Below are 19508 nucleotides of genomic sequence, written 5' to 3' on the forward strand. Positions count from 1 at the left end.
CTCTGGAGCCCACTCCCATGTCACACACCGCGGACCTCGTCCTCACCGGCGGTCCCGTGCACACCGTCGATGCCGCCCGCAGCCGCGCCACCGCCGTGGCCGTGCGCGACGGGCGGATCGCCGCCGTGGGCCACGACGAGGTGCACGAGCTGATCGGCCCGCGCACCGAAGTCGTCGACCTGGCGGGGAAGTTGCTCCTGCCGGGCTTCCAGGACGCCCATGTCCACCCGCAGGGCGCGGGCCTCGAACTAGGCCTGTGCCACCTCGCCGACACCGTCAACCCGGCGGAGTACCTGCGCCGGATCAGGGCGTACGCCGATCAGCACCGGGACGTCGAGTGGATCACCGGCGGCGGCTGGTCCCTGGAGGCGTTCCCCGGCGGGGCGCCGACCGCCGCGGCCCTCGACGCGGTCGTCCCCGACCGGCCCGTGTTCCTGCCCAACCGCGACCACCACGGCGCCTGGGTCAACAGCCGCGCCCTGGAACGCGCGGGCATCGACGCCCGCACGCCGGACCCCGCCGACGGCCGGATCGAACGCGACGCCGACGGCAACCCCACCGGCATGCTCCAGGAGGGCGCCGTCCACCTGGTGGGAAGGCTGGTTCCGGACCCCACCGCGGAGGCCCAGCTCACGGCCCTCCTGCGGGCGCAGGCCGTGCTGCACTCGTACGGTGTCACCGCCTGGCAGGACGCCATCGTCGGCGCCTACGCCAACATGACCGACCCGGCACCCACCTACCTCGCGGCTCTCGACCGGGGCCTGCTCACCGCGCGGGTCGTCGGCGCCTTGTGGTGGGACCGCGAACGGGGCGCCGAACAGATCCCCGAACTCATGGCCCGACGCGAGGAGTTGAACCGGGGCCGGTTCCGGGCCGGCACCGTGAAGGTCATGCAGGACGGCATCGCGGAGAACCACACCGCCGCGATGCTCGACCCCTATCTGACCGGCTGCGGCTGCTCCTCGGACAACAGCGGCATCAGCTTCGTCGAGCCGGACGACCTGAAGAAGTACGTCACCGAGCTGGACGCCTCCGGCTTCCAGGTCCACTTCCACGCGCTCGGCGACCGCGCGGTGCGCGAGGCGCTGGACGCCGTGGAGTCCGCCCGCACGGCCAACGGCCGGCGCGACACCCGGCACCACCTGGCCCACCTCCAGGTCGTGCACCCGCACGACATCCCCCGGTTCCGTGCCCTGGGCGCGAGCGCCAACCTCCAGATGCTGTGGGCCGCCCACGAACCCCAGATGGACGAACTGACCCTGCCCTTCCTCGGCGACGAACGCGGCGCACGGCAGTACCCCTTCGGCGACCTGCTGCGCGCGGGCGTGACCCTGGCCGCCGGCAGCGACTGGCCGGTCAGCAGCCCCGACCCGCTCCAGGCCATCCATGTCGCCGTCAACCGGATCGCCCCGGACGCCCCCGAGGGCACCCCGGAGTTCCTCCCGGGGCAGCGCCTCGACCTGGGCGCCGCCATCGCCGCGTACACGGCGGGCAGCGCCTACGTGAACCACCTCGACGACACCACCGGCACCATCGCCGTGGGGAAGTCGGCCGACCTCGTCGTCCTCGACCGCGACCCCTTCGCGGGCCCGCCCGAGGAGATCGCCGCCACGCGCGTCCTGCAGACCTTCGTCGAAGGGCGGCGCGTCCACGCGGCGGGGGACGCCTGATCCGCCCATCGGGTGACGTCGGGTGATTTCGACATCGGGGGACGGGGCAGTAGGGATGCGGACGGGGGGAGTTGTGCACGCCGAAACCGTCCCTGCTGTCCTTCGAACCGAGGAACACCATGGCAACACCCAGCTCCGACCGTGTCCGGGGAACCGCCCTGCTCGCCGACCCCCTGCTCAACAAGGGGACCGCCTTCAGTCCCGAGGAACGCGCCGACCTCGGCCTCGACGGGCTGCTGCCACCGGCGACGGAGACGCTCCAGGAGCAGGCGGACCGTGCTTACGCGGCGTTCCTCGGCTACGACAAAACGCTGAACCGGCACATCTACCTGCGCCAGCTCCAGGACACCAACGAGGTGCTCTTCTACGGCCTGCTCACCCGCCATCTGGAGGAGATGCTGCCGGTCGTCTACACCCCGACGGTCGGTGAGGCCTGCCGGCGCTTCAGCGAGATCTACCGCAGGCCGCGCGGTCTGTTCCTGACCTACGAGGACCGGCACCGCTTCCGGGAGATCCTGCGCAACCGCCCGGGCGGCGAGGTCGACGTCATCGTCGTCACCGACGGCCAGCGCATCCTGGGCCTGGGCGACCAGGGCGTCGGCGGCATGGGCATCCCCATCGGCAAGCTCAGCCTCTACACCGCCATCGGCGGCATCCACCCCGCCCGCACCCTGCCGATCCTCCTCGACGTCGGCACCGACAACGAGGAGTTGCTGGCCGGTGAGCACTACCTCGGCCGCAGGCAGCACCGCGTCACCGGCGACGCCTACGACGAGATGATCGAGGCGTTCGTCTCCGCCGTGGAGGCCGAACTCCCCGGCACCCTGCTCCAGTGGGAGGACTTCGCCACCGCCCACGCCCGCCCGATCCTCACCCGCTACCAGGACCGGCTGCTCACCTTCAACGACGACATCCAGGGCACCGCGGCCGTGGCACTCGGCGCGCTGAGCACTGCGACGAAGGTCGCCGGAACGTCCCTGACCGACCACCGGCTCGTGGTCCTGGGCGCGGGATCCGCGGCGATCGGGGTCGCCGACATGATCCGTACCGCACTCGTGGAGGAGGGCTTGTCCGAAGAGGAGGCGGCCGGCCGGTTCTGGTTCGTCGACGTCGACGGCCTGCTGGTGAGCTCCCGCACCGACCTCACCCCCGAGCAGCGCGTCTACGCCCGCGACGACGAGGAGGTACGACAGTGGGGCGGGGACGCGCCCGACCTCGGCCGGGTCGTCGACCAGGTGAAGCCGACCGTGCTGATCGGACTGTCCACCGCGCACGGCGCCTTCACCGAACAGATCGTTCGGACGATGGCCGACTCCTGCGACCGGCCGGTGATCCTGCCGCTGTCCAACCCGACCTCGAACGCCGAGGCCGAACCCGCCGACCTCGCCCGCTGGACCGACGGCAGGGCCCTGATCGCCGCCGGATCACCCTTCCCGCCGCTGAAGGTGGACGGCCGCGAGGTGCCGGTCGCGCAGGCCAACAACGTCTATGTCTTCCCCGCGGTCGGCCTGGCGGTCACCGCCTGCCGGGCCACCCGGGTCACCGACCGCATGATGGTGGCGGCGGCCAGGGCCGTGGGCGACTGCGCGGTACGGGCCGGCACCGACGACGCCACCCCGCTCCTGCCCCCGCTGGCGAGCATGCGGGACGCGGCCCGCGAGATCGCGCTCGCGGTGGCCCGGGCCGCCGTCGAGGACGGCGTCGCCCCCGAGGCGACGGAGGCCGAACTGCGCGACGCGATCGCCGAGGCCCAGTGGACACCGCGGTACACGTCCTGAGACTCACCGGCTCGGCGAAACGGGCCTGCGCCACCGACAGGCGGGGCGCCGAGGCGTTCCCCTGGAGGCGCCGCCGAGTCGAGGAGGCGGCCCACCGCCTGTGGCAGGATCGGCGGAGGGCGTGGGCCGCCTGCTGGGGTCGAGGCAGAGGACGAGTGACATGGACCGGCCGCCAGGCATGATGGACGTGGCCCGGGAGGCCGGCGTCTCGCACATCACCGTCTCCCGTGTCGTCAACGACCATCCGTCGGTCCGGCCGGAGACCCGGGCCCGGGTCGAGGCGGCGATCCAGAAGCTGGGATACCGTCGCAACAGCGTCGCCAGGGCCCTCAAGAGCCGTCGTTCCTCGACGATCGGCGTGGTGATCGTCGGATCGGAACTTTTCGAGCTGCCACGCATCCTCCTCGGCGTGGAGACGGCCGCCAAGCAGGCCGGTTACTGGGTGAGCCTGGCCAGCCGGCAGGGCGAGAGCACCACCGGTGACCTCATGGAGACCCTGCAACGGCTCACCGACCAGTCGGTGGAGGCGATCGCGGTCGTCGCCGACCGGCCCGACACGGTGGAGGCGCTGTCCGGCCTCGCCCTAGGGGTGCCGGTGGCGGTGGTGATGTCCGGCAACGCGCCCGACCCCGAGCTGAGCTTCGTCGAGGTCGACCAGGAACTCGGCGCCCGGCTCGCGGTCCGGCACCTCCTCGACCTCGGACACCGGAACATCGCCCACCTCACGGGCGCGCTGCGCACCTTCGACGCCCGGGCCCGCGTCGAGGGCTGGCGGGCCGAACTCACCGCCGCGGCAGCCGAAGGGGCCCTGCTGGAGGGCGACTTCGGCGCGGAGAGCGGGTTCCGCCTGGCCCACGCGCTCTGCGACGCCGACAGTGCCCTGCCCACCGCCGTCTTCGCGGGCAATGACCAGATGGCCATGGGTGTGCTGGCCGCCTTCGCCGAACGCGGTGTGAAGGTGCCGCAGGACGTGTCGGTGGTCGGCTTCGACGACATGAAGGGCGCCGGATATCTGGTACCCGCCCTGACCACGGTCCGCCAGGACTTCGCCCACCTCGGAAGAAGCGCCATCGAGCTGTTGGCGCGCAGGGTGGGCGGGGAACCGGCGCAGCGGCAGAAGCTCACACCGCGACTCGTCGTACGGCACAGCACGGCCGTACCCCGCGCGGATTCCTGAAGCACGTCCCGTAGTCCGAGGCGGACCTGGGCGGGCACGGGATTGACCTGGGGCGAGGCCTTGACAGCTTGTTAACGTTAACATCACCGTTGTTCCGGTACAGCCCCCTGGCCCTCATCGGAAAGCGACCCGCATGTCGACAGCCCAGCCCCTGTCCTTCCCCGCGCACTTCCTCCTCGGCTCCGCGACCGCCGCCTACCAGATCGAGGGCGCCGCCGACGAGGACGGGCGCGGTCCCTCCATCTGGGACACCTACTCCCACACGCCGGGCAAGACGTGGAACGGCGACACCGGTGACGTGGCCGCCGACCACTACCACCGCCTCGACGAGGACCTCGACCTCATGGCGTCCCTGGGCCTGAAGGCCTACCGGTTCTCCATCGCCTGGCCGCGCATCCAGCCCACCGGCCGGGGCCCGGCCAATCCCAAGGGGCTGGACTTCTACAGCCGGCTGGTCGACGGTCTGCTCCAGCGGGACATCGCTCCCGTCGCGACCCTGTACCACTGGGACCTGCCGCAGGCCCTCGAGGACGAGGGCGGCTGGACGAACCGCGAGACCGCCTTCGCCTTCGCCGACTACGCCCGAGTCGTCGGCGAAGCCCTCGGCGACCGGGTGGCGATCTGGACCACGCTGAACGAGCCCTGGTGCTCCGCCTACCTCGGCTACGGCGCCGGTGCCCACGCTCCCGGCCGCAGCGACGGCGCCGCGGCGCTGAGCGCGGTCCACCACCTCAACCTCGCCCACGGCTTGGCGGTCCAGCAGCTCAGGGAGGTCACCACCAACGATCCGCAGTACTCGGTCACCCTCAACTTCCATGTCCTGCGCGGCGAGGGGGACGGCGCCGAGGAGGCCGTACGCCGCATCGACGCGCTGGCCAACCGCGCCTTCACCGAACCCCTGTTGCGCGGCCACTACCCGCAGGACCTCCTGGAGGACACCGCGGCCGTCACGGACTGGTCGTTCGTCGAGGACGGTGACCTCGCCCGGATCCACCAGCCCCTGGACCTGCTCGGCGTCAACTACTACGCCACCACCCGGGTGCGACTGTGGGACGGCGCGACGGAGCGTCAGAACAACGACGGTCACAAGGACATGGGCGGCTCACCCTGGCCCGGCTCCCCGCAGGTCGAGTTCGTGGCGCAGAAGGGCCCGCACACCGCCATGGGCTGGAACATCGACCCCGACGGACTCGAAGAGCTCCTCCTGGACCTGCATGCCCGGTTCCCGGACCAGCCGCTGGTCGTCACCGAGAACGGCGCCGCCTTCGAGGACCACGTCACCACCCGCGCCGACGGCAGCCGTGCCGTGCACGACCCGGAGCGCGTCGACTACCTCCACCGGCACTTCGTCGCCGCGCACCGGGCGCTCGCCGCCGGCGTCGATCTGCGCGGGTACTTCGTGTGGTCGCTGATGGACAACTTCGAGTGGGGGTACGGCTATTCGAAGCGCTTCGGCATCGTCCACGTCGACTACGAGACCCAGCGCCGCACACTCAAGGACAGCGCCCTGTGGTACCGGGAACTGGCGACGACGGGCAGCATCCCGCCTCCCGGAACCACGGAGCAGCCCGAACGGGGCCGTTGAGGAGTTGCCCGCGGGCGAGGGGACGGGTGCAATGTCGGCATGATCACCCAGGCGCGTCCGGCGGCACGGCCGGTCCAGATCGGCGCTCTCGTTCCCCTGACGCCGCCCGGTTGGGTCGAGGCGGGCCGGCACCTGCTGGCCGGCCTGGAACTGGCCGTCGGTGACGTCAACGACGCCGGCGGGATCGGCGGAAGACCCCTCAAGCTGCTGGTGAGGGACACCGCGGCCGATCCGCAACGGGCCGCGGCGGCCGTGGAGGAACTGGCCCAGCTCGGCGTGGCCGCCGTGGCGGGGGAGTACCACAGCGTCGTCGCCCGCACCGCCGCCACCACGGCCGACGCCCTCCGCCTGCCCTTTCTCTGCTCGTCGGCGGTTCTCGACACGCTGACCGAGCAACCGACCGAATGGGTGGCGCGACTGGCCCCACCGCAGTCCCACGGCTGGCGGCTCTACGCGGACTTCCTCCTCGGAGCGGGGCACCGCCGTATCGCCGTGGCGACCGAACCGAGCGTCTACTGGGCGGCGGGGACCCGCATCCTGCGCGACCACCTCGCTCCGCACGGCGCAACCGTCATCGAGCTCGACGCCCGGGCACTCACCCCCGAGGACGTCTGCGACCAGCTCGTGGACCAGCGGGCGACGGCCCTCCTGCTCCTTGCCGGCTTCCCCGAGCCGGCCGTGTCGATCGTCGGATCCGTCCGCCGTGACCAGCGCCTCGCCGAGCTCATGATCGGCGCTCCGGCCGGGCAACCCGAGTTCGCCGCATGGGCGACCCTGCTGGGCGACGACGGCGCCGGAATCCCGTTCCTGCGCTATCTGCCCGAGCGCCTCGGCCCACTCGGCGCACGGGTGGAGACCGCCCTGCGCGAGCGGTTGGGCGCGGCGCCCTCCTTCGTGGCCTTCGAGGGCTACGACACCATCGCCGTCCTCGCCGAGGTGCTGCGCTCGCACGGGACGGGCCGGGCGGACATCGCCGCGGCCTGGCCGCGCGTGGCGGTCGAAGGCACCCGCGGGCCGATCCGGTTCTCCCGCGTGCCCGGCGTCAGCGTCTGGCAGTGGGACCGGACACCGGTCCGGATCGTCGACCGGGATCCGTCGCAGCCCGGCCGCTTCCGGATCCGGCATACCGGCTGAGGGCCAGGGTTCGGCCGGTCAGGCGGGCTGCCACAGCTCGATGCGATGCCCCTCCGGGTCGGTGACCCAGCCGAATCGGCCGACGCCGTCCATGTCCTGGGTCTCCGCGGCCACGTCCGCTCCGGCGGCGCGCAGCTGCGCGAGCATCGCGTCCAGGTCCCGGACCCGGAAGTTGAGCATGGTCTGCTGGGCGCGGGACCCGAAGTAGGCGGTCCCGGACTCGAACGTCGCGAACACCGTCGGCCCGGCTTCCTGCCGCCACAGACCGCTCTCGTCGGCCTCCAGGCCCAGGCAGTCGCGGTACCAGGCGCTCAGGGCCACGGGGTCCTCGGCCCTGAGGAAGTATCCGCCGATTCCCAGCACACGTTCCATGCCGGCCATCCTGCCAGGAGAGCGGGCCGGCGGCCCGGCAACGCCGGAACCGTGGGGCAGCGGGGTGGCGGCACGTCACCGGTGTCCGCGCCGGGTGACCTGCCGCCTGCCTCGCCGCCGCGGCTTCAGACCGTCATGGCATCACGGACGAGGGCCGTGTCGACGAACTGTTCGAAACGCACGATCAGCCCGCCCCGTACGACGAAATGGTGCGCGACCCGCACGTTGATCCGCTTGCCCGTGGCCTTGTTGGCCGCGGTGTAGCGGGCGAGGACGACGACGTTCTCGCCGTCGACGACGTAGGTGTCGTCGTGGGCGGTCCAGCCGTCCCAGTCCTTGCCGAGCCGCTCCATCACGTTCGACGTGACCCCGTCGGGGGTGCGATAGGTGCCGGCCAGGGGGAAGCCGGCCATCTCGGTCCACTCCACGTCGGGTGCGAGGGTGGCGCGCAGGGCTTCGAGGTCTCCGGCGGCGGAGGCCAGGTACTGACGCCGTACGACGTCGGCGGGGGCGGTGGAGGTGGTGAACTCGCTCATGGTCAGCCCCACTTCATCTCGCCCTTGGCGACCTTCGCACCGATCTGGGCGGCGATCAGCATGCCGTTGTCGGGGTAGCGCTTGACGAGGGCCTCGGTGAGCGCGGCGCCGTCGGCGGCCTTGGCGAGCTCCTCCTCGAAGGCGAGGAGGTACTCGCGGGTGGCGGTGATGGCGGAGGCGTCGGCGGGGGTGCCGGGCAGGCGGTGACCGGGGACGACGAGCTGGGGCTGGAGGGCGGCCATCTCGTCGAGCAGGTCGATCCAGGCGGCGCGGGACTCGGGGGTGGCGGTGTCGGCCACCCAGACGTGCTCCTGCTGGAAGAGCAGGACGCCGCCGAGCAGGGCGCGGGACTCGGCCTGCCACAGGTAGTGGCGGTCGGGAAGGCCGGCCGGGCCGCCCTTGAGCTCGAAGCGGTGGCCTTCCAGGCTGAGGTCGCCGGTGAGCGGTTCGAGGTCGACCAGGCGGGTGGGCAGGTTCGGGCCCAGCGCCGCCCAGGCCTTGAGCTTGCCCTCGTAGGAGTGCTGGATGTGCTCGATGACGATCGGGGTCGCGACGAACGTCGCCTCCGGGAAGGCGTCGGCGATCACCTCGGCGCCGAAGTAGAAGTCGGGGTCGGCGTGGGAGACGAAGACGGTGGTGAGCTTCTTGCCGGAGTCGAGGATCTCGGCGGCCAGGCGGTGCCCGTCGGCGCGGGTGAAAGCGGCGTCCACCAGCAGGGCCTCCTGCTCGCCGGTGACGAGGGTGGCCGTCTTGTTCTTGCTGCCGGCGGGGAAGTCGAGGTCGAGGACCTTGAAGTCGAGGGCGCTCATGAAAGGGCTCCTAGCTCTCGGAGAGGGGGTGACGGGGTCAGGAGAGGCTCGCGAGCCGCCGGTCGATCTCGTCGGCGGTGGCGCGGCCGCGGGCCAGCGGGACGGCACGCTCGCCGTCGAGGGCGAGCAGGGTGGGGAAACCGGTGACACCCAGCTCGGCGGAGCGGCGGAAGTCCGCCTGGGCCGCCGTCCGCGCGCCGGGTGCCTCGAATGCGGTGACCACGGTCTCGGGGTCCAGTCCGGCGGCCGTGGCCAGCTTCCGGTAGGTGGCCGGGTCGGACAGGCTCAGGCCGTCGACGTAGAAGGCCGTCTGGAGGTCGGTGGCCAGTTCCACCGCGCGCTCGGGAGCGGTGCGGCGCAGTGCGGCCACGCCGCGGGCGGCGGCCTCGGAGTCCATGACGAACGAGCCGTCGGCGATGAGCCGCTCGTAGGCCTCGCCGAACTCGGCGCCGGTCAGCTCCGCGATCTGGGCGTTGGCCCCCTGGACGTAGCCGAACTCACGGACCGGGACCCGGCGGCCGCCGGTGAACAGGCCGCCGGAGACGACCTCGACCGGCAGTTCGGGATGCCGGGAGACGACCTCGCGCAGCGTGGCCGAGAAACCGTGGGACCAGCCGCAGTAGGCGTCGAAGACGTAGACGAGCTTCATCGAGGACCTCGGGGGACGTGGCGGCCGCCTGGTGCGGACACTCACCCCCTGGAACATTATCTGACTCGTCAGATATTTCAACGCGGGGAGATCCGGTCGAGTGATGCACGTCACGGGTCTCGCTCAGGGCAGCAGTGGCAGGGAGTCCCGGGCGGCGTGGCTGAGAATGCGCAGGTCCTCCGCGAAGCGTTCCCGGTGGGCATCGGGCAGGGGTTCCAAGAAGTACCGCTTGATGTTCTCCACGTGCAGCCGGGAAGCGCGTACGGCGGTCTCCTCACCCAGCTGCGTCAGATGCACCAGGCGTCCGCGCCGGTCGTGCGGGTCCGTGACGCGCCGCACCAGCCCCGCCGCCTCCATGCGGTCCACCAGCCGGGTCGCCCCGCCCGTGCTGAGCACCTGCTCCTGGCCGATCGCCCGCATCGACAGTCCCGGCTCGCCCGCCCGGCCCAGGATCAGCAGCACCTCGTACATCAGGTGGCTGATCCCGCACTCCTCCTCCATCCGCCGGCCCAGGATGTACTCCAGCCGGTTCGCGGCGCCCTGGAGCCGCCCGAACGCCAGGACCAGCGCGTCGTCGGCCGCCTCCTTGGCGGTCGTGATCTCCCTCTGTGCGTCCTGCTCGCCCACGGCACCTCCGTATGTTCCTGCAGGGGGAACCTATCGCGCCCGGTCGCGGTGCCGGACGTCTACCTGTTGTTCCAGGCCTCGGGGAAGCCGGGTTCCGTGAAGGTCGCCAGGGCCATGGTGTCGATGTCGGACTCCGCCGGCGTTCCCCGATAGGTGATCGTGTCCGGGAGCATCGCCAGGGCCGTCGTGCCCTGTCCCTCCTCGGACGGGCGGAGCTGGACGCGGATGCCGTGCCGGTCCGCGAGCCGGCCGACCACGTACAGGCCCATGCGCTGGGAGATCGCCACGTCCACGGTGGGCGGGTCGGCCAGGGTGTGGTTGATGTCGGCGAGCTCCTCCGGCGGCAGCCCGATGCCCCGGTCGTGGACCTCGACCATGATCCGGCCGTCGGGCAGCCGCGCCGCGGTGACCCGGACCCGGGACTGCGGCGAGGAGAACGTCGTCGCGTTCTCCACGAGTTCGGCCAGCATGTGCACCAGGTCGGTCACGGCGCGGCCGTGGATCTCGGCCTCCGGGACCCCCGCCAGCTCGACCCGCTCGTACTGCTCGACCTCCGAGGCCGCGGCGCGGATCACGTCGACCAGGGGCAACGGCTGGTCCCACTGCTGGGCGGGGGTCTCACCGCCCAGCACCAGGAGGTTCTCGCCGTTGCGGCGCACGCGGGTGGCGAGGTGGTCCAGCATGAAGAGGTTCTCCAGCTGGTCGGGGTCCGCCTCCTTGCCCTCCAGACTGGTGATCAGGGCGAGTTGACGCTCGATCAGCGACTGGTTGCGGCGCGCCAGGTTGCCGAAGATCGTGTTGATGTTGGCGCGCAGCAGGGCCTGTTCGGCGGCGAGCCGGACGGCCTCGCGGTGCACGTGGTCGAAGGCCCGGGCGACCTCGCCGATCTCGTCCGTGGTGGTGATCGGTATCGGCACCACCTGGGCGTCGACCCGGCCCGGGATGGCCCGGGTGAGCTGGGTGAGCAGGGCGGGGAGCCGCTGCCCGGCGATCTCGTGGGCCGAGGCGCTCAGCCGGCGCATGCTGGTGCTCATCGTCCGGGCCACCCAGGCGGCGAGGAGGAAGGCGACCAGGACCGAGGTGAGCACCAGCGCGGCGTTGACGACGGCGTCGTTGCGGGCGTTGTCGGCGATGCTGTGGGCGTCGGCCAGCGCGCTGTCGGTGAGGTGCACCTCGACCCCGCGGTACGCGTCGAAGCCGAGGGTGGAGGCGGCGAAGAACGTCTCGGGCGTGATGCCCTGTGCGGCGAGCTGCGCCGCCGACCTGCCCGAGGCGATCTCGCCGGCCATCTTCGCCAGGCTCGGCGGGGCCACGAAGGTCTTCCCCGCCGCCTCGGCCTGCGTCCGCGCCTGCTCCACCTGCTCCTCGCCCTGCTTCTGCGCGTCGGACAGCGCCGTGCGCAGCCGGGTCATGTCGTCGGCGGTGCCGGCGCCGGCGTACTCCTGGAGCGCGACCTGTTCGAGATAGACGTAGGAGCTGAACGAACCGAGCTGGGACTGGAGTTCGCCCGGGGCCAGCTTGGTGCGGTCCTCGACGAGGAGGTGGGTGCCGATCGCCCGGATCAGGGACTCGGCGGCCTGGGTGAGGGACGCGGCGTAGAGGGTGCGGCCGAAGCTCGCCTGGTTGCTGCTGCCGAAGCCGAGCTCGTTGGAGAGCTCCATCAGCGGGTGCTGGACGGCGTGATAGCTCTCCTCGGTCTGCACGCCGGTCAGCCGGGAGGTGAAGGCGTTCGCGCGCACCAACGTGAGCTGCTTCTCGCCGGTGCGCACGAGTTCGACCCGGCGCAGCAGTCCGGCGGTCCGCGGCATCCGCTCCACCGCCTCGTTGAACCTCTCGGCGTCGGCGTCGGTGATCGCGCGGGCCTTCGTGACCACCGTCGACGTCCGGTCGCCCCTGACCAGGGGGATCACCGACACATCGCGTTCGTCGATGGCGTCGCTGGCGTACTTGTTGGCCGCCTGGACCAGTTCCGCCACGCGGACCGCGTCGTCGGCGTCCTGCCAGGTGTCGATGGAGCGCTTGACCCGTATACCGCCGAGGACAAGGGCGACGATCACCGGGATGAGGAGGATGGCCTGGAGTTTTCTGGCCACGCGCCAGTTGCGGGTTCCCCAGCCCCGGCGGGTGGCGGTCGGTGCGTTCGACAAGATGGCCTCACGGTTCTGGGTTCGCCTCGTGCCCTGCACTCCTAACAACGTGGCGGACAGGGGTGGGTGTTCAGATCGACCCCAAATGTTCGGATCGGCCGCCGGGTGATCCGGTGGAGGAGGGCGAAGGCGTGCCCTCGCGGAAGACGCGGGACAGTCCGTCCTCGCCGGCCCACGGGGACTTCCGCGGCACCCGCCACGCCGCCCCGGGTCTCCGGCACAGAGCTGTCACGAACCTGTCGTAAGAGGTCAGGAATTCCCCTGCCGGACACGGCAGTTGCTCCAGGTATGACCCTTGGCCTGACTCTTCCTCTCCATCATCGGATCGACGCTACGGTGCAGCTCGCGCGGGAGGCCCACGAGGCCGGACTGCGCTCCGTGTGGTTCGGGCAGACCTTCGGATACGACTCTCCCTCACTGGCCGCCGTCGTCGGCCGCGAGGTGCCAGGACTCCAGGTCGGCACCTCCGCGATCCCCGTCTTCGGCCGCCATCCCCTGATCGTCGCGAGCCAGGCCCTCACGGCCCAGGCAGCCACCGGCGGCCGCTACCACCTCGGGCTCGCGCTCGGCACCAAGCACCTCACCGAGACCGGGTTCGGCATCCCGTACGAGCGCCCCATCGCCCGGCTCCGGGAGTTCCTCACCGCCCTGCGCCCGCTCGTGGAGACCGGCAGCGCCGACTTCCACGGCGAGCTGCTGACCGCCACCACCCCGCTGCCGGCCACGGTGCCGGGCGCCGAACCGCCGGTGCCGATCCTGGTCGCCGCCATGGCACCGCAGGCCCTGCGCGTCTCCGGTGAACTCGCCGACGGCATCCTGCCGTTGCTCGCGGGCCCACGCGCTCTCGCCGAGCACATCGTCCCGGCCGTCACCGCCGCGGCCGAGTCGGCGGGCCGCCCGGCACCCCGGATCGTGGCCTTCGTGCCGGGCGTGGTCACCGCCGACGTCGAGGGCGTACGGCGGGCGGCGACCGAGACGCTCGCGTTCTACGAGCAGTTCCCCTCCTACCAGCGCGTCCTCGGTCTCTCCGGCGCCACCCGGGCCGCGGACGTGGCCGTCATCGGCGACGAGGAGACCGTCGCGGCCGAGGTGCGCCGCTACCGTGACGCCGGGGCGACGGAGGTGGTGTTCACCGCGACGGACCTGGGCGGCGAAGAGGACCAGCGCCGCACCTGGAAGCTGCTGGGGGAACTGGCGGACGGCTGAGCGGTCTCACACGCGCAGGGAGCGGCGGACCGTCAGGACGGCCACGTCGTCGTGCGGGCCGCCGCGGCCGGCGAAGGCGCGGGCGTCGTCGTGCAGGGCCTGCGGCAGCTCGGTGGGGGAGAGGTCGACGTACGTCGTCAGGCGCTCGTCGACCGGGTAGAAGGCGCCGTCCGCGGAGCGGGTCTCCGTCAGGCCGTCGGTGCTCAGCAGCAGCGTCGCGCCCTCGGGGAAGTCGAACCAGCCCACGGTCGTGGGTTCGTGGGCGAGTTCGGCCAGGCCCAGCGGGACACCGGGATCGAGTTCGGGGGTACTGACCGTCCCCTCGTGGATCACATGCGGCAGCACGTGTCCGCAGTTGACGGCCTGCACCTCGGTGTCCGCGTCGACGCAGACGATGAGCGCGGTGACGAAGCGCTCGTCGTCGCCGGTGTGCGCGGCGTACGAGTTGTGCCGCACGACGGCGGCGTCCAGGGCGTCCACGAGCGCGGTGAGGGTGGGCTCGCGGTGGGCCGCCTCGCGGAAGGCGCCGATGACGGCGAACGCGGCGCCCACGGCGGCGAGCCCCTTGCCCTGCACGTCCCCGATCAGCACCCGGGTCCCGAAGGGCGAGTCGACCACGTCGTAGATGTCCCCGCCGACGAGCCGTTCCTCCTGGAGCGGCTCGTACACGCCGTTGACCAGCACGTCGTCGGTCAGCAGGGGGAGGGGATGCAGGATGTGCCGCTGCATGGCGGCGGCGGTGGAACGCAGACGCAGCATCGCGTGCTCGCGCCTGATCCGCCGGTGACATCCGTAGACGGAGGTCGCCGCCAGGACCAGGGTGAACAGGATCAGCAGGAGCCGGTCGAACCAGTGGCCGGCTTCGCGGTCCCGCACCAGCACGCTGGTGGTGACGACGAGCGTGGTCCACACGGCGACGAACGCCGTCTGGCGGACCGTGCCCAGCGCCGAGGCGGCACCCGGCAGGAACACCAGGAGCCCGAGAAGCCACACCTCGGACCCGGACAGCGCGCCGAGGAACTCCACCAGGCCCGTCACGATCACCACCGTGGCGACCAGCTGGACGTCGCCCGGCGGCTCGATGGTGTCGAAGGTGTCGCCGGGTCTCTTGCGGCGGCTACCGATCATGCGCGCTCCCGGGCAGATGGTGATCTCCCTCTACGGTATGCAGGCCCGTCCCGGCCCGGAGCGGCGCCCCGCCGATCAGGGGCGCTCGCCCTCCGCTCCGACCGCCGGCTCGGGTACGGCGTCCTGCTCTCGGCGGCGGTCAGCGGGCCGCGAGGCCAAGGCGGGGGGTGCCCTCCTCGGCCTCCGCTGTGCGGCGCTGATCGTGCGCGGCCCCCGACGCGGACTTCGTGCACAGCGCAGAGAGCAGGGACGTGGACCGCCCCCGCCGACCGCGGTGCTCGTGGGCACCTACCGTGGCCCGACCGGGTCCTGTCGTGGCCTGAACGGGTCCGGCGCCGGGGTGGTACCGAGCCGGTTCTTCAGCCCTCGTACGCGCGCGGCTTGCGATACAGCGTCGCCCGCCCGATGCCGAGTGCCGCCGCCGCGCGGGACTTGTTGCCGCCGTGGCGGCGAAGCGCTGCTCACGGACGCGCTGCGGCGGATCCTCGGTCACGCCTGAGAACGCGCGACCATGGCAGAAGCGCAACGCCGTCGAGAACGAGGAGCCGGGATGACCACCGACGCGATCGGAACCAGCGTCACAGAGGAGGCCCTCGCCAGCCTCCACGCGACCACCGATCCACGACTGCGCGAACTGCTCGCCGGTCTGATCGGTCATCTGCACGACTTCGTGCGCGAGACCCGGCTCACCCCGCAGGAGTGGGAGAAGGCGATCGCCTTCCTGACGGAGACCGGGCAACAGTGCACCGACACCCGGCAGGAGTTCATCCTCCTCTCGGACGTCCTCGGCGTCTCCATGCTGGTCGAGACGCTCAACGGCGACCGGGTGCGGGGCGCCACGGAGTCCACCGTGCTCGGCCCCTTCCACATGACCGAGTCGCCCGTGCGGGAACTCGGCGACGACATCGACCTCGTGGGCGGCGCCGAGCCGTGCGTGGTCAGCGGCCGGGTGCTGTCGGCGGACGGCACCCCGCTGCCCGGCGCCGTCCTCGACGTCTGGCAGGCCGACGACCGGGGCTTCTACGACGTCCAGCAGCCCGACGTGCAGCCGGCGGGCAACGGACGCGGACTGTTCACCACCGACGCGGAGGGACGCTTCCGGTTCCGCACCTGTGTCCCGGCGCCGTACCCGATCCCCACCGACGGCCCGGTCGGAGACCTGCTCCGCGCGACCGGCAGACACCCCTACCGGCCCGCGCACATCCACTTCATCGCCGCCGCCGAGGGCCATACTCCCGTCACCACCCACATCTTCGTCGCGGGCAGCGACTACCTCGACTCCGACGCCGTCTTCGCCGTGAAACAGAGCCTCGTGCAGGACTTCGCGACGACCGACGACCCGTCCCTCGCCGCGGAGTTCGGCATCCCCAATCCCTTCCGGTACGCCCGCTTCGACCTCGTACTGGAGCCGAACGCATGACGTTCTCGGGCGACTTCACCTACGAGAGCCGTCCCGGGCGGGTCGTCTTCCGGCCCGGCGCCGCCGTGACCGCGACCCCTTCGGAGGCCGAACGGCTGGGTCTGCGGTGCCTGTTGGTGGTGTGCGGCAGCCGGGGCGAGGCCGTCGCGCGGGCGGTGGCGGACGCGCTCGGCGACTCCTGCGCGGGGCTGCACGCCGAGGCCCGTATGCACGTACCCGTCGAGGACGCGGACCGGGCCGTGGCGGTGGCACGCGCGGCCGGCGCCGACGGTGTCGTCGCGGTCGGCGGCGGCTCGTCCATCGGCCTCGGCAAGGCGATCGCCCTGCGCACCGGACTGCCGCTGATCGCCGTGCCGTCGACCTACTCGGGCTCCGAGATGACCCCCGTCTGGGGCCTCACCGAGGGCGGGGCCAAACGCACCGGCCGCGACCCGAGCGTCCAGCCCCGCAGCGTGGTCTACGACCCCGAGCTGACCCTCTCCCTGCCGGCGGCGCTCACCGTGACCAGCGGCATCAACGCCCTCGCGCACGCGGTCGAGGCGCTCTACGCCCCGGACACCTCGCCGTTGATCGCACTGATGGCGGAGGAAGGCGTCCGGGCGATGACCGAGGCGCTGCCCCGACTGGCCTCCGACCCGGCGGACAGGGCGGCTCGCGGACAAGCGCTCTACGCGGCGTGGCTGTGCGGGTCCTGCCTCGGGTCCACCACCATGGGCCTGCACCACAAGCTGTGCCACGCGCTCGGCGGCGGCTTCGGGCTCCCGCACGCCGAGACCCACACCGTCGTCCTGCCCTACGCCCTCGCCTACAACGCTCCCGCGATCCCGGAGGCGTTGACCGTGCTGAAACGGGCACTGGGCACCGATGACCCGCCACATGCCCTGTGGGACCTGGCCGGACGCCTGGGCGCTCCGCGCTCCCTCGCCGAGCTCGGTCTCCAGGAGACCGACCTGGCTCGGGCGGCCGTACAGGTGGCGGGGCAGCCGTACGCCAACCCGCGTCCCGTGACGGAGGAAGGTGTGCGGGCGGTGCTCCGGGCGGCCCATGAGGGCCGTCGGCCGTGAGCGCCGCAGCAGTACAGCAAGTCCCCGAAGAAAGGTGAACATCATGGCCCTCGCACTCCTCAGGCGCCGGCGGTCCAAGGCTGCCCTTGCCGAGGCGGCGGGCCTCTCCGTCCCCCTCCCCGAAGGCGCCGGCGCCGTGGCCCGTGAGGTCGTCGACCCGATGGGCTCGCCCATGGCGGGCGCCGACGTCACCGTCACCGCCCTGGACACGCACCGGGTCGCGGCGCGCGGCACGACCGATCCCTACGGCTACTTCGTGGCCGTACTGCCGCCCGGCCGCTACAGCCTCATGGCCGCGGCCGAGGGACTCCAGCCGCACCGAGAGACGGTCGAGGTGGGGCCGTACGGCGTGACGCCCACCGAGCGGGTCTGGCTCCAGCCGGCCCAGGCGCTCCAACTGCCCACGCCCGGCGTCTGGTTGTTCGATCCGCCGCACACCGCGATCCGCTTCATCGCCAAGCACGTCGGCATGGCCCATGTGCACGGCCGCTTCGAGCGTTTCGAGGGCGGCATCCAGGTCGCGCAGGACATGTCCCAGTCCCGCGTCCAGGTCCGCATCGACGCCTCCAGCATCACCACCGGCAACACCACCCGCGACAACCACCTGCGCTCCGGCGACTTCCTCGACGTGGAACGCTTCCCCCACATCGACTTCGTCAGCAGCCGCTTTGCCTACCGCGGCGGCAGCAAGTGGACCCTGCAGGGCAGCCTGACCATGCACGGCGTGAGCCGCTCGGTCGCCCTGGACACGACGTACCTCGGCACGGTGAACGGCGGCTACGGCGAGGAACTGCGCTGTGCGGCCCTGGCAACGGCGGAACTCCACCGCGAGGATTTCACGCTGAACTGGCGGTCGATGCTGGCCCGGGGCATCGCGGTCGTCGGTCCCACGGTCCAGCTGGAACTGGACGTCCAGGCGATGTACCGCACCCACGACACGCCGACCCCGCCGGAGTAGGGGCGAGCGGCCGGCCGGGGATTGTCGGACCCGGTCGGTACCGTCGGCCCATGAGAGCAGACGGAACATTCAGCGTGAAGGCGTTCGTCCCGACCGAGCTGAAGCCCGAGCCGGCCGTGGCCACCGGGCTCCCGGTCGGTGTCGCGACGATCGAGAAGCACTTCGAGGGCGAGGTCGCCGGCCGCTCGGCGACCTTGTTCACCGCCGCGTACGACCAGGAGTCCGGCGTCGGCACCTATGTGGCCATGGAGTCCTTCGAGGGCTCGGTGCACGACCGGTCCGGCGCCTTCAACTTCGCGCACTCGGCGACGACTTCCGGCAGCGACCGCACCGCGGAGTTCTTCACGATCGTCCCCTCCAGCGGCACCGGGGACCTGGCGGGCATCTCCGGGACCGGGGGCCTCGCGGTCGACGCCGACGGCACCCACCGGATCTGGCTGGACTACGAGCTCGGCTGACGCCCGGTCGCCGAGAACTTCACGGAAACCGCACAGGACCGCACCGTAGCTTTAGGTTTCAAGCGTTACGCTCACCGGCATCCGAGTGCCCGGGGGAGCGGCTCGTCCGTCATGGCGCTCCCTCCCCCCACGGTTTCAGGAGTCTCGGCGTGAGTGACGGCGACGTAGTGGTGATCGGCGGCGGCTATGCGGGCGTCCGGCTGGCGAAACGGCTGGACACGACGGCCCGGGTCACGCTGGTGGACCGCAAGGAGGTCTTCTTCCACCGCATCTCCTCCCTGCGGGCGGGAGTCCGCAGGGAGTGGAGCGCGACCCCCTTCATCCCGTACGACCGGCTGCTGCGCCACGGCCAGGTCGTCGTGGGCAAGGTGGTCCGCATCGACACCGCCGAGCGGCAGGTGGTGCTGGCCAACGGCACACGACTGCCCTACGACGTGGTGGTGATCGCGACCGGCGCCGACTACCCGGAACCGGCCCGCTTCGCCGGGAGCACCACCGAGGAGGCGATGAAGTCCTTCGCCGAGCACCAGCAGAAGATCGCCTGCGCCGAGCACGTCCTCGTCGTCGGTGGCGGGCCCTCCGGCGTCGAACTCGCCGCCGAGATCCGGCTGGCCCGGCCGGACGCCCGGGTCACGCTCGCGCACGCGGGTCCCGCGCTGCTCGGCAGCACGGGCAGCGAACGGGCCGGCCGCAAGGCGCGCGCCTGGCTGGAGTCCCACGACGTGGAGGTACGGCTCGACTCCTTCATGTCCCCGGGCAACGACTTCGGCACCTACCGCGACGCCCGCGG

At 71.9% G+C, this 19508-nt stretch carries 18 protein-coding genes and 1 pseudogene; 11 read left to right on the plus strand and 8 right to left on the minus strand.

The window, feature by feature from the left end; all coding sequences use genetic code 11:
- Positions 1-17: 17 nt before the first annotated feature.
- The 5 genes from ACFVYN_RS12500 to ACFVYN_RS12520 all read left to right on the plus strand — a co-directional run bounded on the left by ACFVYN_RS12500 (position 18) and on the right by ACFVYN_RS12520 (position 7344).
- Positions 18-1670: an amidohydrolase gene (locus tag ACFVYN_RS12500; protein WP_389996456.1), complete on the plus strand. Its 1653-nt coding sequence runs from the start codon at positions 18-20 to the stop codon at positions 1668-1670.
- A gap of 119 nt (positions 1671-1789) precedes the next feature.
- A complete protein-coding gene (locus ACFVYN_RS12505) occupies positions 1790-3448 on the plus strand; it encodes an NAD-dependent malic enzyme (protein WP_389996459.1) in 1659 nt (552 codons plus the stop codon).
- Positions 3449-3608: 160 nt separating this feature from the next.
- On the plus strand, positions 3609-4625 hold the full coding sequence (locus tag ACFVYN_RS12510) for a LacI family DNA-binding transcriptional regulator (RefSeq protein ID WP_389996461.1): 1017 nt from the start codon (positions 3609-3611) through the stop codon (positions 4623-4625).
- A gap of 133 nt (positions 4626-4758) precedes the next feature.
- Positions 4759-6210: a GH1 family beta-glucosidase gene (locus ACFVYN_RS12515; RefSeq protein WP_389996464.1), complete on the plus strand. Its 1452-nt coding sequence runs from the start codon at positions 4759-4761 to the stop codon at positions 6208-6210.
- Between the two features lie 39 nt (positions 6211-6249).
- Complete coding sequence (locus ACFVYN_RS12520; RefSeq protein ID WP_389996467.1) at positions 6250-7344, plus strand: ABC transporter substrate-binding protein; 1095 nt, start codon at positions 6250-6252, stop codon at positions 7342-7344.
- Positions 7345-7362: 18 nt separating this feature from the next.
- On the opposite strand, the gene ACFVYN_RS12525 is transcribed toward ACFVYN_RS12520, so the two are convergent.
- The 6 genes from ACFVYN_RS12525 to ACFVYN_RS12550 form a co-directional block, all read right to left on the minus strand.
- Positions 7363-7716 (minus strand): VOC family protein, encoded by a 354-nt coding sequence (locus ACFVYN_RS12525; protein ID WP_389996470.1) that lies wholly within the window; start codon positions 7714-7716, stop codon positions 7363-7365.
- Positions 7717-7841: 125 nt separating this feature from the next.
- Positions 7842-8252, minus strand: coding sequence for a nuclear transport factor 2 family protein (locus ACFVYN_RS12530; protein WP_389996473.1), 411 nt, complete (start codon positions 8250-8252; stop codon positions 7842-7844).
- Between the two features lie 2 nt (positions 8253-8254).
- Positions 8255-9061, minus strand: a complete 807-nt coding sequence (locus tag ACFVYN_RS12535; RefSeq protein ID WP_389996476.1) for an MBL fold metallo-hydrolase — start codon at positions 9059-9061, stop codon at positions 8255-8257.
- Between the two features lie 37 nt (positions 9062-9098).
- Positions 9099-9710 carry a DsbA family protein gene (locus ACFVYN_RS12540; RefSeq protein ID WP_389996479.1) on the minus strand — a complete coding sequence of 204 codons (612 nt, stop codon included), beginning with the start codon at positions 9708-9710 and terminating at the stop codon, positions 9099-9101.
- A 123-nt stretch (positions 9711-9833) separates the two neighbouring features.
- Entirely contained in the window at positions 9834-10337 is a 504-nt protein-coding gene (locus tag ACFVYN_RS12545) for a MarR family winged helix-turn-helix transcriptional regulator (RefSeq protein WP_389996482.1), read from the minus strand.
- 59 nt (positions 10338-10396) lie between these two features.
- On the minus strand, positions 10397-12484 hold the full coding sequence (locus tag ACFVYN_RS12550) for a nitrate- and nitrite sensing domain-containing protein (protein ID WP_389996485.1): 2088 nt from the start codon (positions 12482-12484) through the stop codon (positions 10397-10399).
- 288 nt (positions 12485-12772) lie between these two features.
- On the opposite strand from ACFVYN_RS12550, the gene ACFVYN_RS12555 reads away from it, so the two are divergent.
- A complete protein-coding gene (locus ACFVYN_RS12555; RefSeq protein ID WP_389996488.1) occupies positions 12773-13690 on the plus strand; it encodes an LLM class F420-dependent oxidoreductase in 918 nt (305 codons plus the stop codon).
- A gap of 6 nt (positions 13691-13696) precedes the next feature.
- Here ACFVYN_RS12555 and ACFVYN_RS12560 read toward each other — a convergent pair whose 3' ends face one another.
- Both ACFVYN_RS12560 and ACFVYN_RS12565 read right to left on the minus strand, forming a co-directional pair.
- Positions 13697-14818, minus strand: a complete 1122-nt coding sequence (locus ACFVYN_RS12560) for a PP2C family protein-serine/threonine phosphatase (RefSeq protein ID WP_389996491.1) — start codon at positions 14816-14818, stop codon at positions 13697-13699.
- Positions 14819-15177: 359 nt separating this feature from the next.
- Positions 15178-15267: pseudogene (locus tag ACFVYN_RS12565) on the minus strand (helix-turn-helix domain-containing protein); the annotation flags it as partial.
- Positions 15268-15368: 101 nt separating this feature from the next.
- Here ACFVYN_RS12565 and ACFVYN_RS12570 point away from each other — a divergent pair.
- From ACFVYN_RS12570 to ACFVYN_RS12590, 5 genes are all read left to right on the plus strand, one after another.
- Positions 15369-16238 carry an intradiol ring-cleavage dioxygenase gene (locus ACFVYN_RS12570; protein ID WP_389996494.1) on the plus strand — a complete coding sequence of 290 codons (870 nt, stop codon included), beginning with the start codon at positions 15369-15371 and terminating at the stop codon, positions 16236-16238.
- Complete coding sequence (locus tag ACFVYN_RS12575) at positions 16235-17302, plus strand: maleylacetate reductase (protein WP_389996496.1); 1068 nt, start codon at positions 16235-16237, stop codon at positions 17300-17302. The genes ACFVYN_RS12570 and ACFVYN_RS12575 overlap by 4 nt, the downstream gene beginning before the upstream one ends.
- Before the next feature lie 43 nt (positions 17303-17345).
- On the plus strand, positions 17346-18260 hold the full coding sequence (locus ACFVYN_RS12580; RefSeq protein WP_389996499.1) for a YceI family protein: 915 nt from the start codon (positions 17346-17348) through the stop codon (positions 18258-18260).
- A 50-nt stretch (positions 18261-18310) separates the two neighbouring features.
- Positions 18311-18718 carry a DUF3224 domain-containing protein gene (locus tag ACFVYN_RS12585; protein WP_389996501.1) on the plus strand — a complete coding sequence of 136 codons (408 nt, stop codon included), beginning with the start codon at positions 18311-18313 and terminating at the stop codon, positions 18716-18718.
- Between the two features lie 149 nt (positions 18719-18867).
- The coding region (locus ACFVYN_RS12590; RefSeq protein WP_389996503.1) for an FAD-dependent oxidoreductase at positions 18868-19508 on the plus strand (641 nt) is incomplete at its 3' end.

Source organism: Streptomyces sp. NPDC058307, assembly GCF_042880295.1.
In the GTDB taxonomy this organism is placed as follows: domain Bacteria; phylum Actinomycetota; class Actinomycetes; order Streptomycetales; family Streptomycetaceae; genus Streptomyces.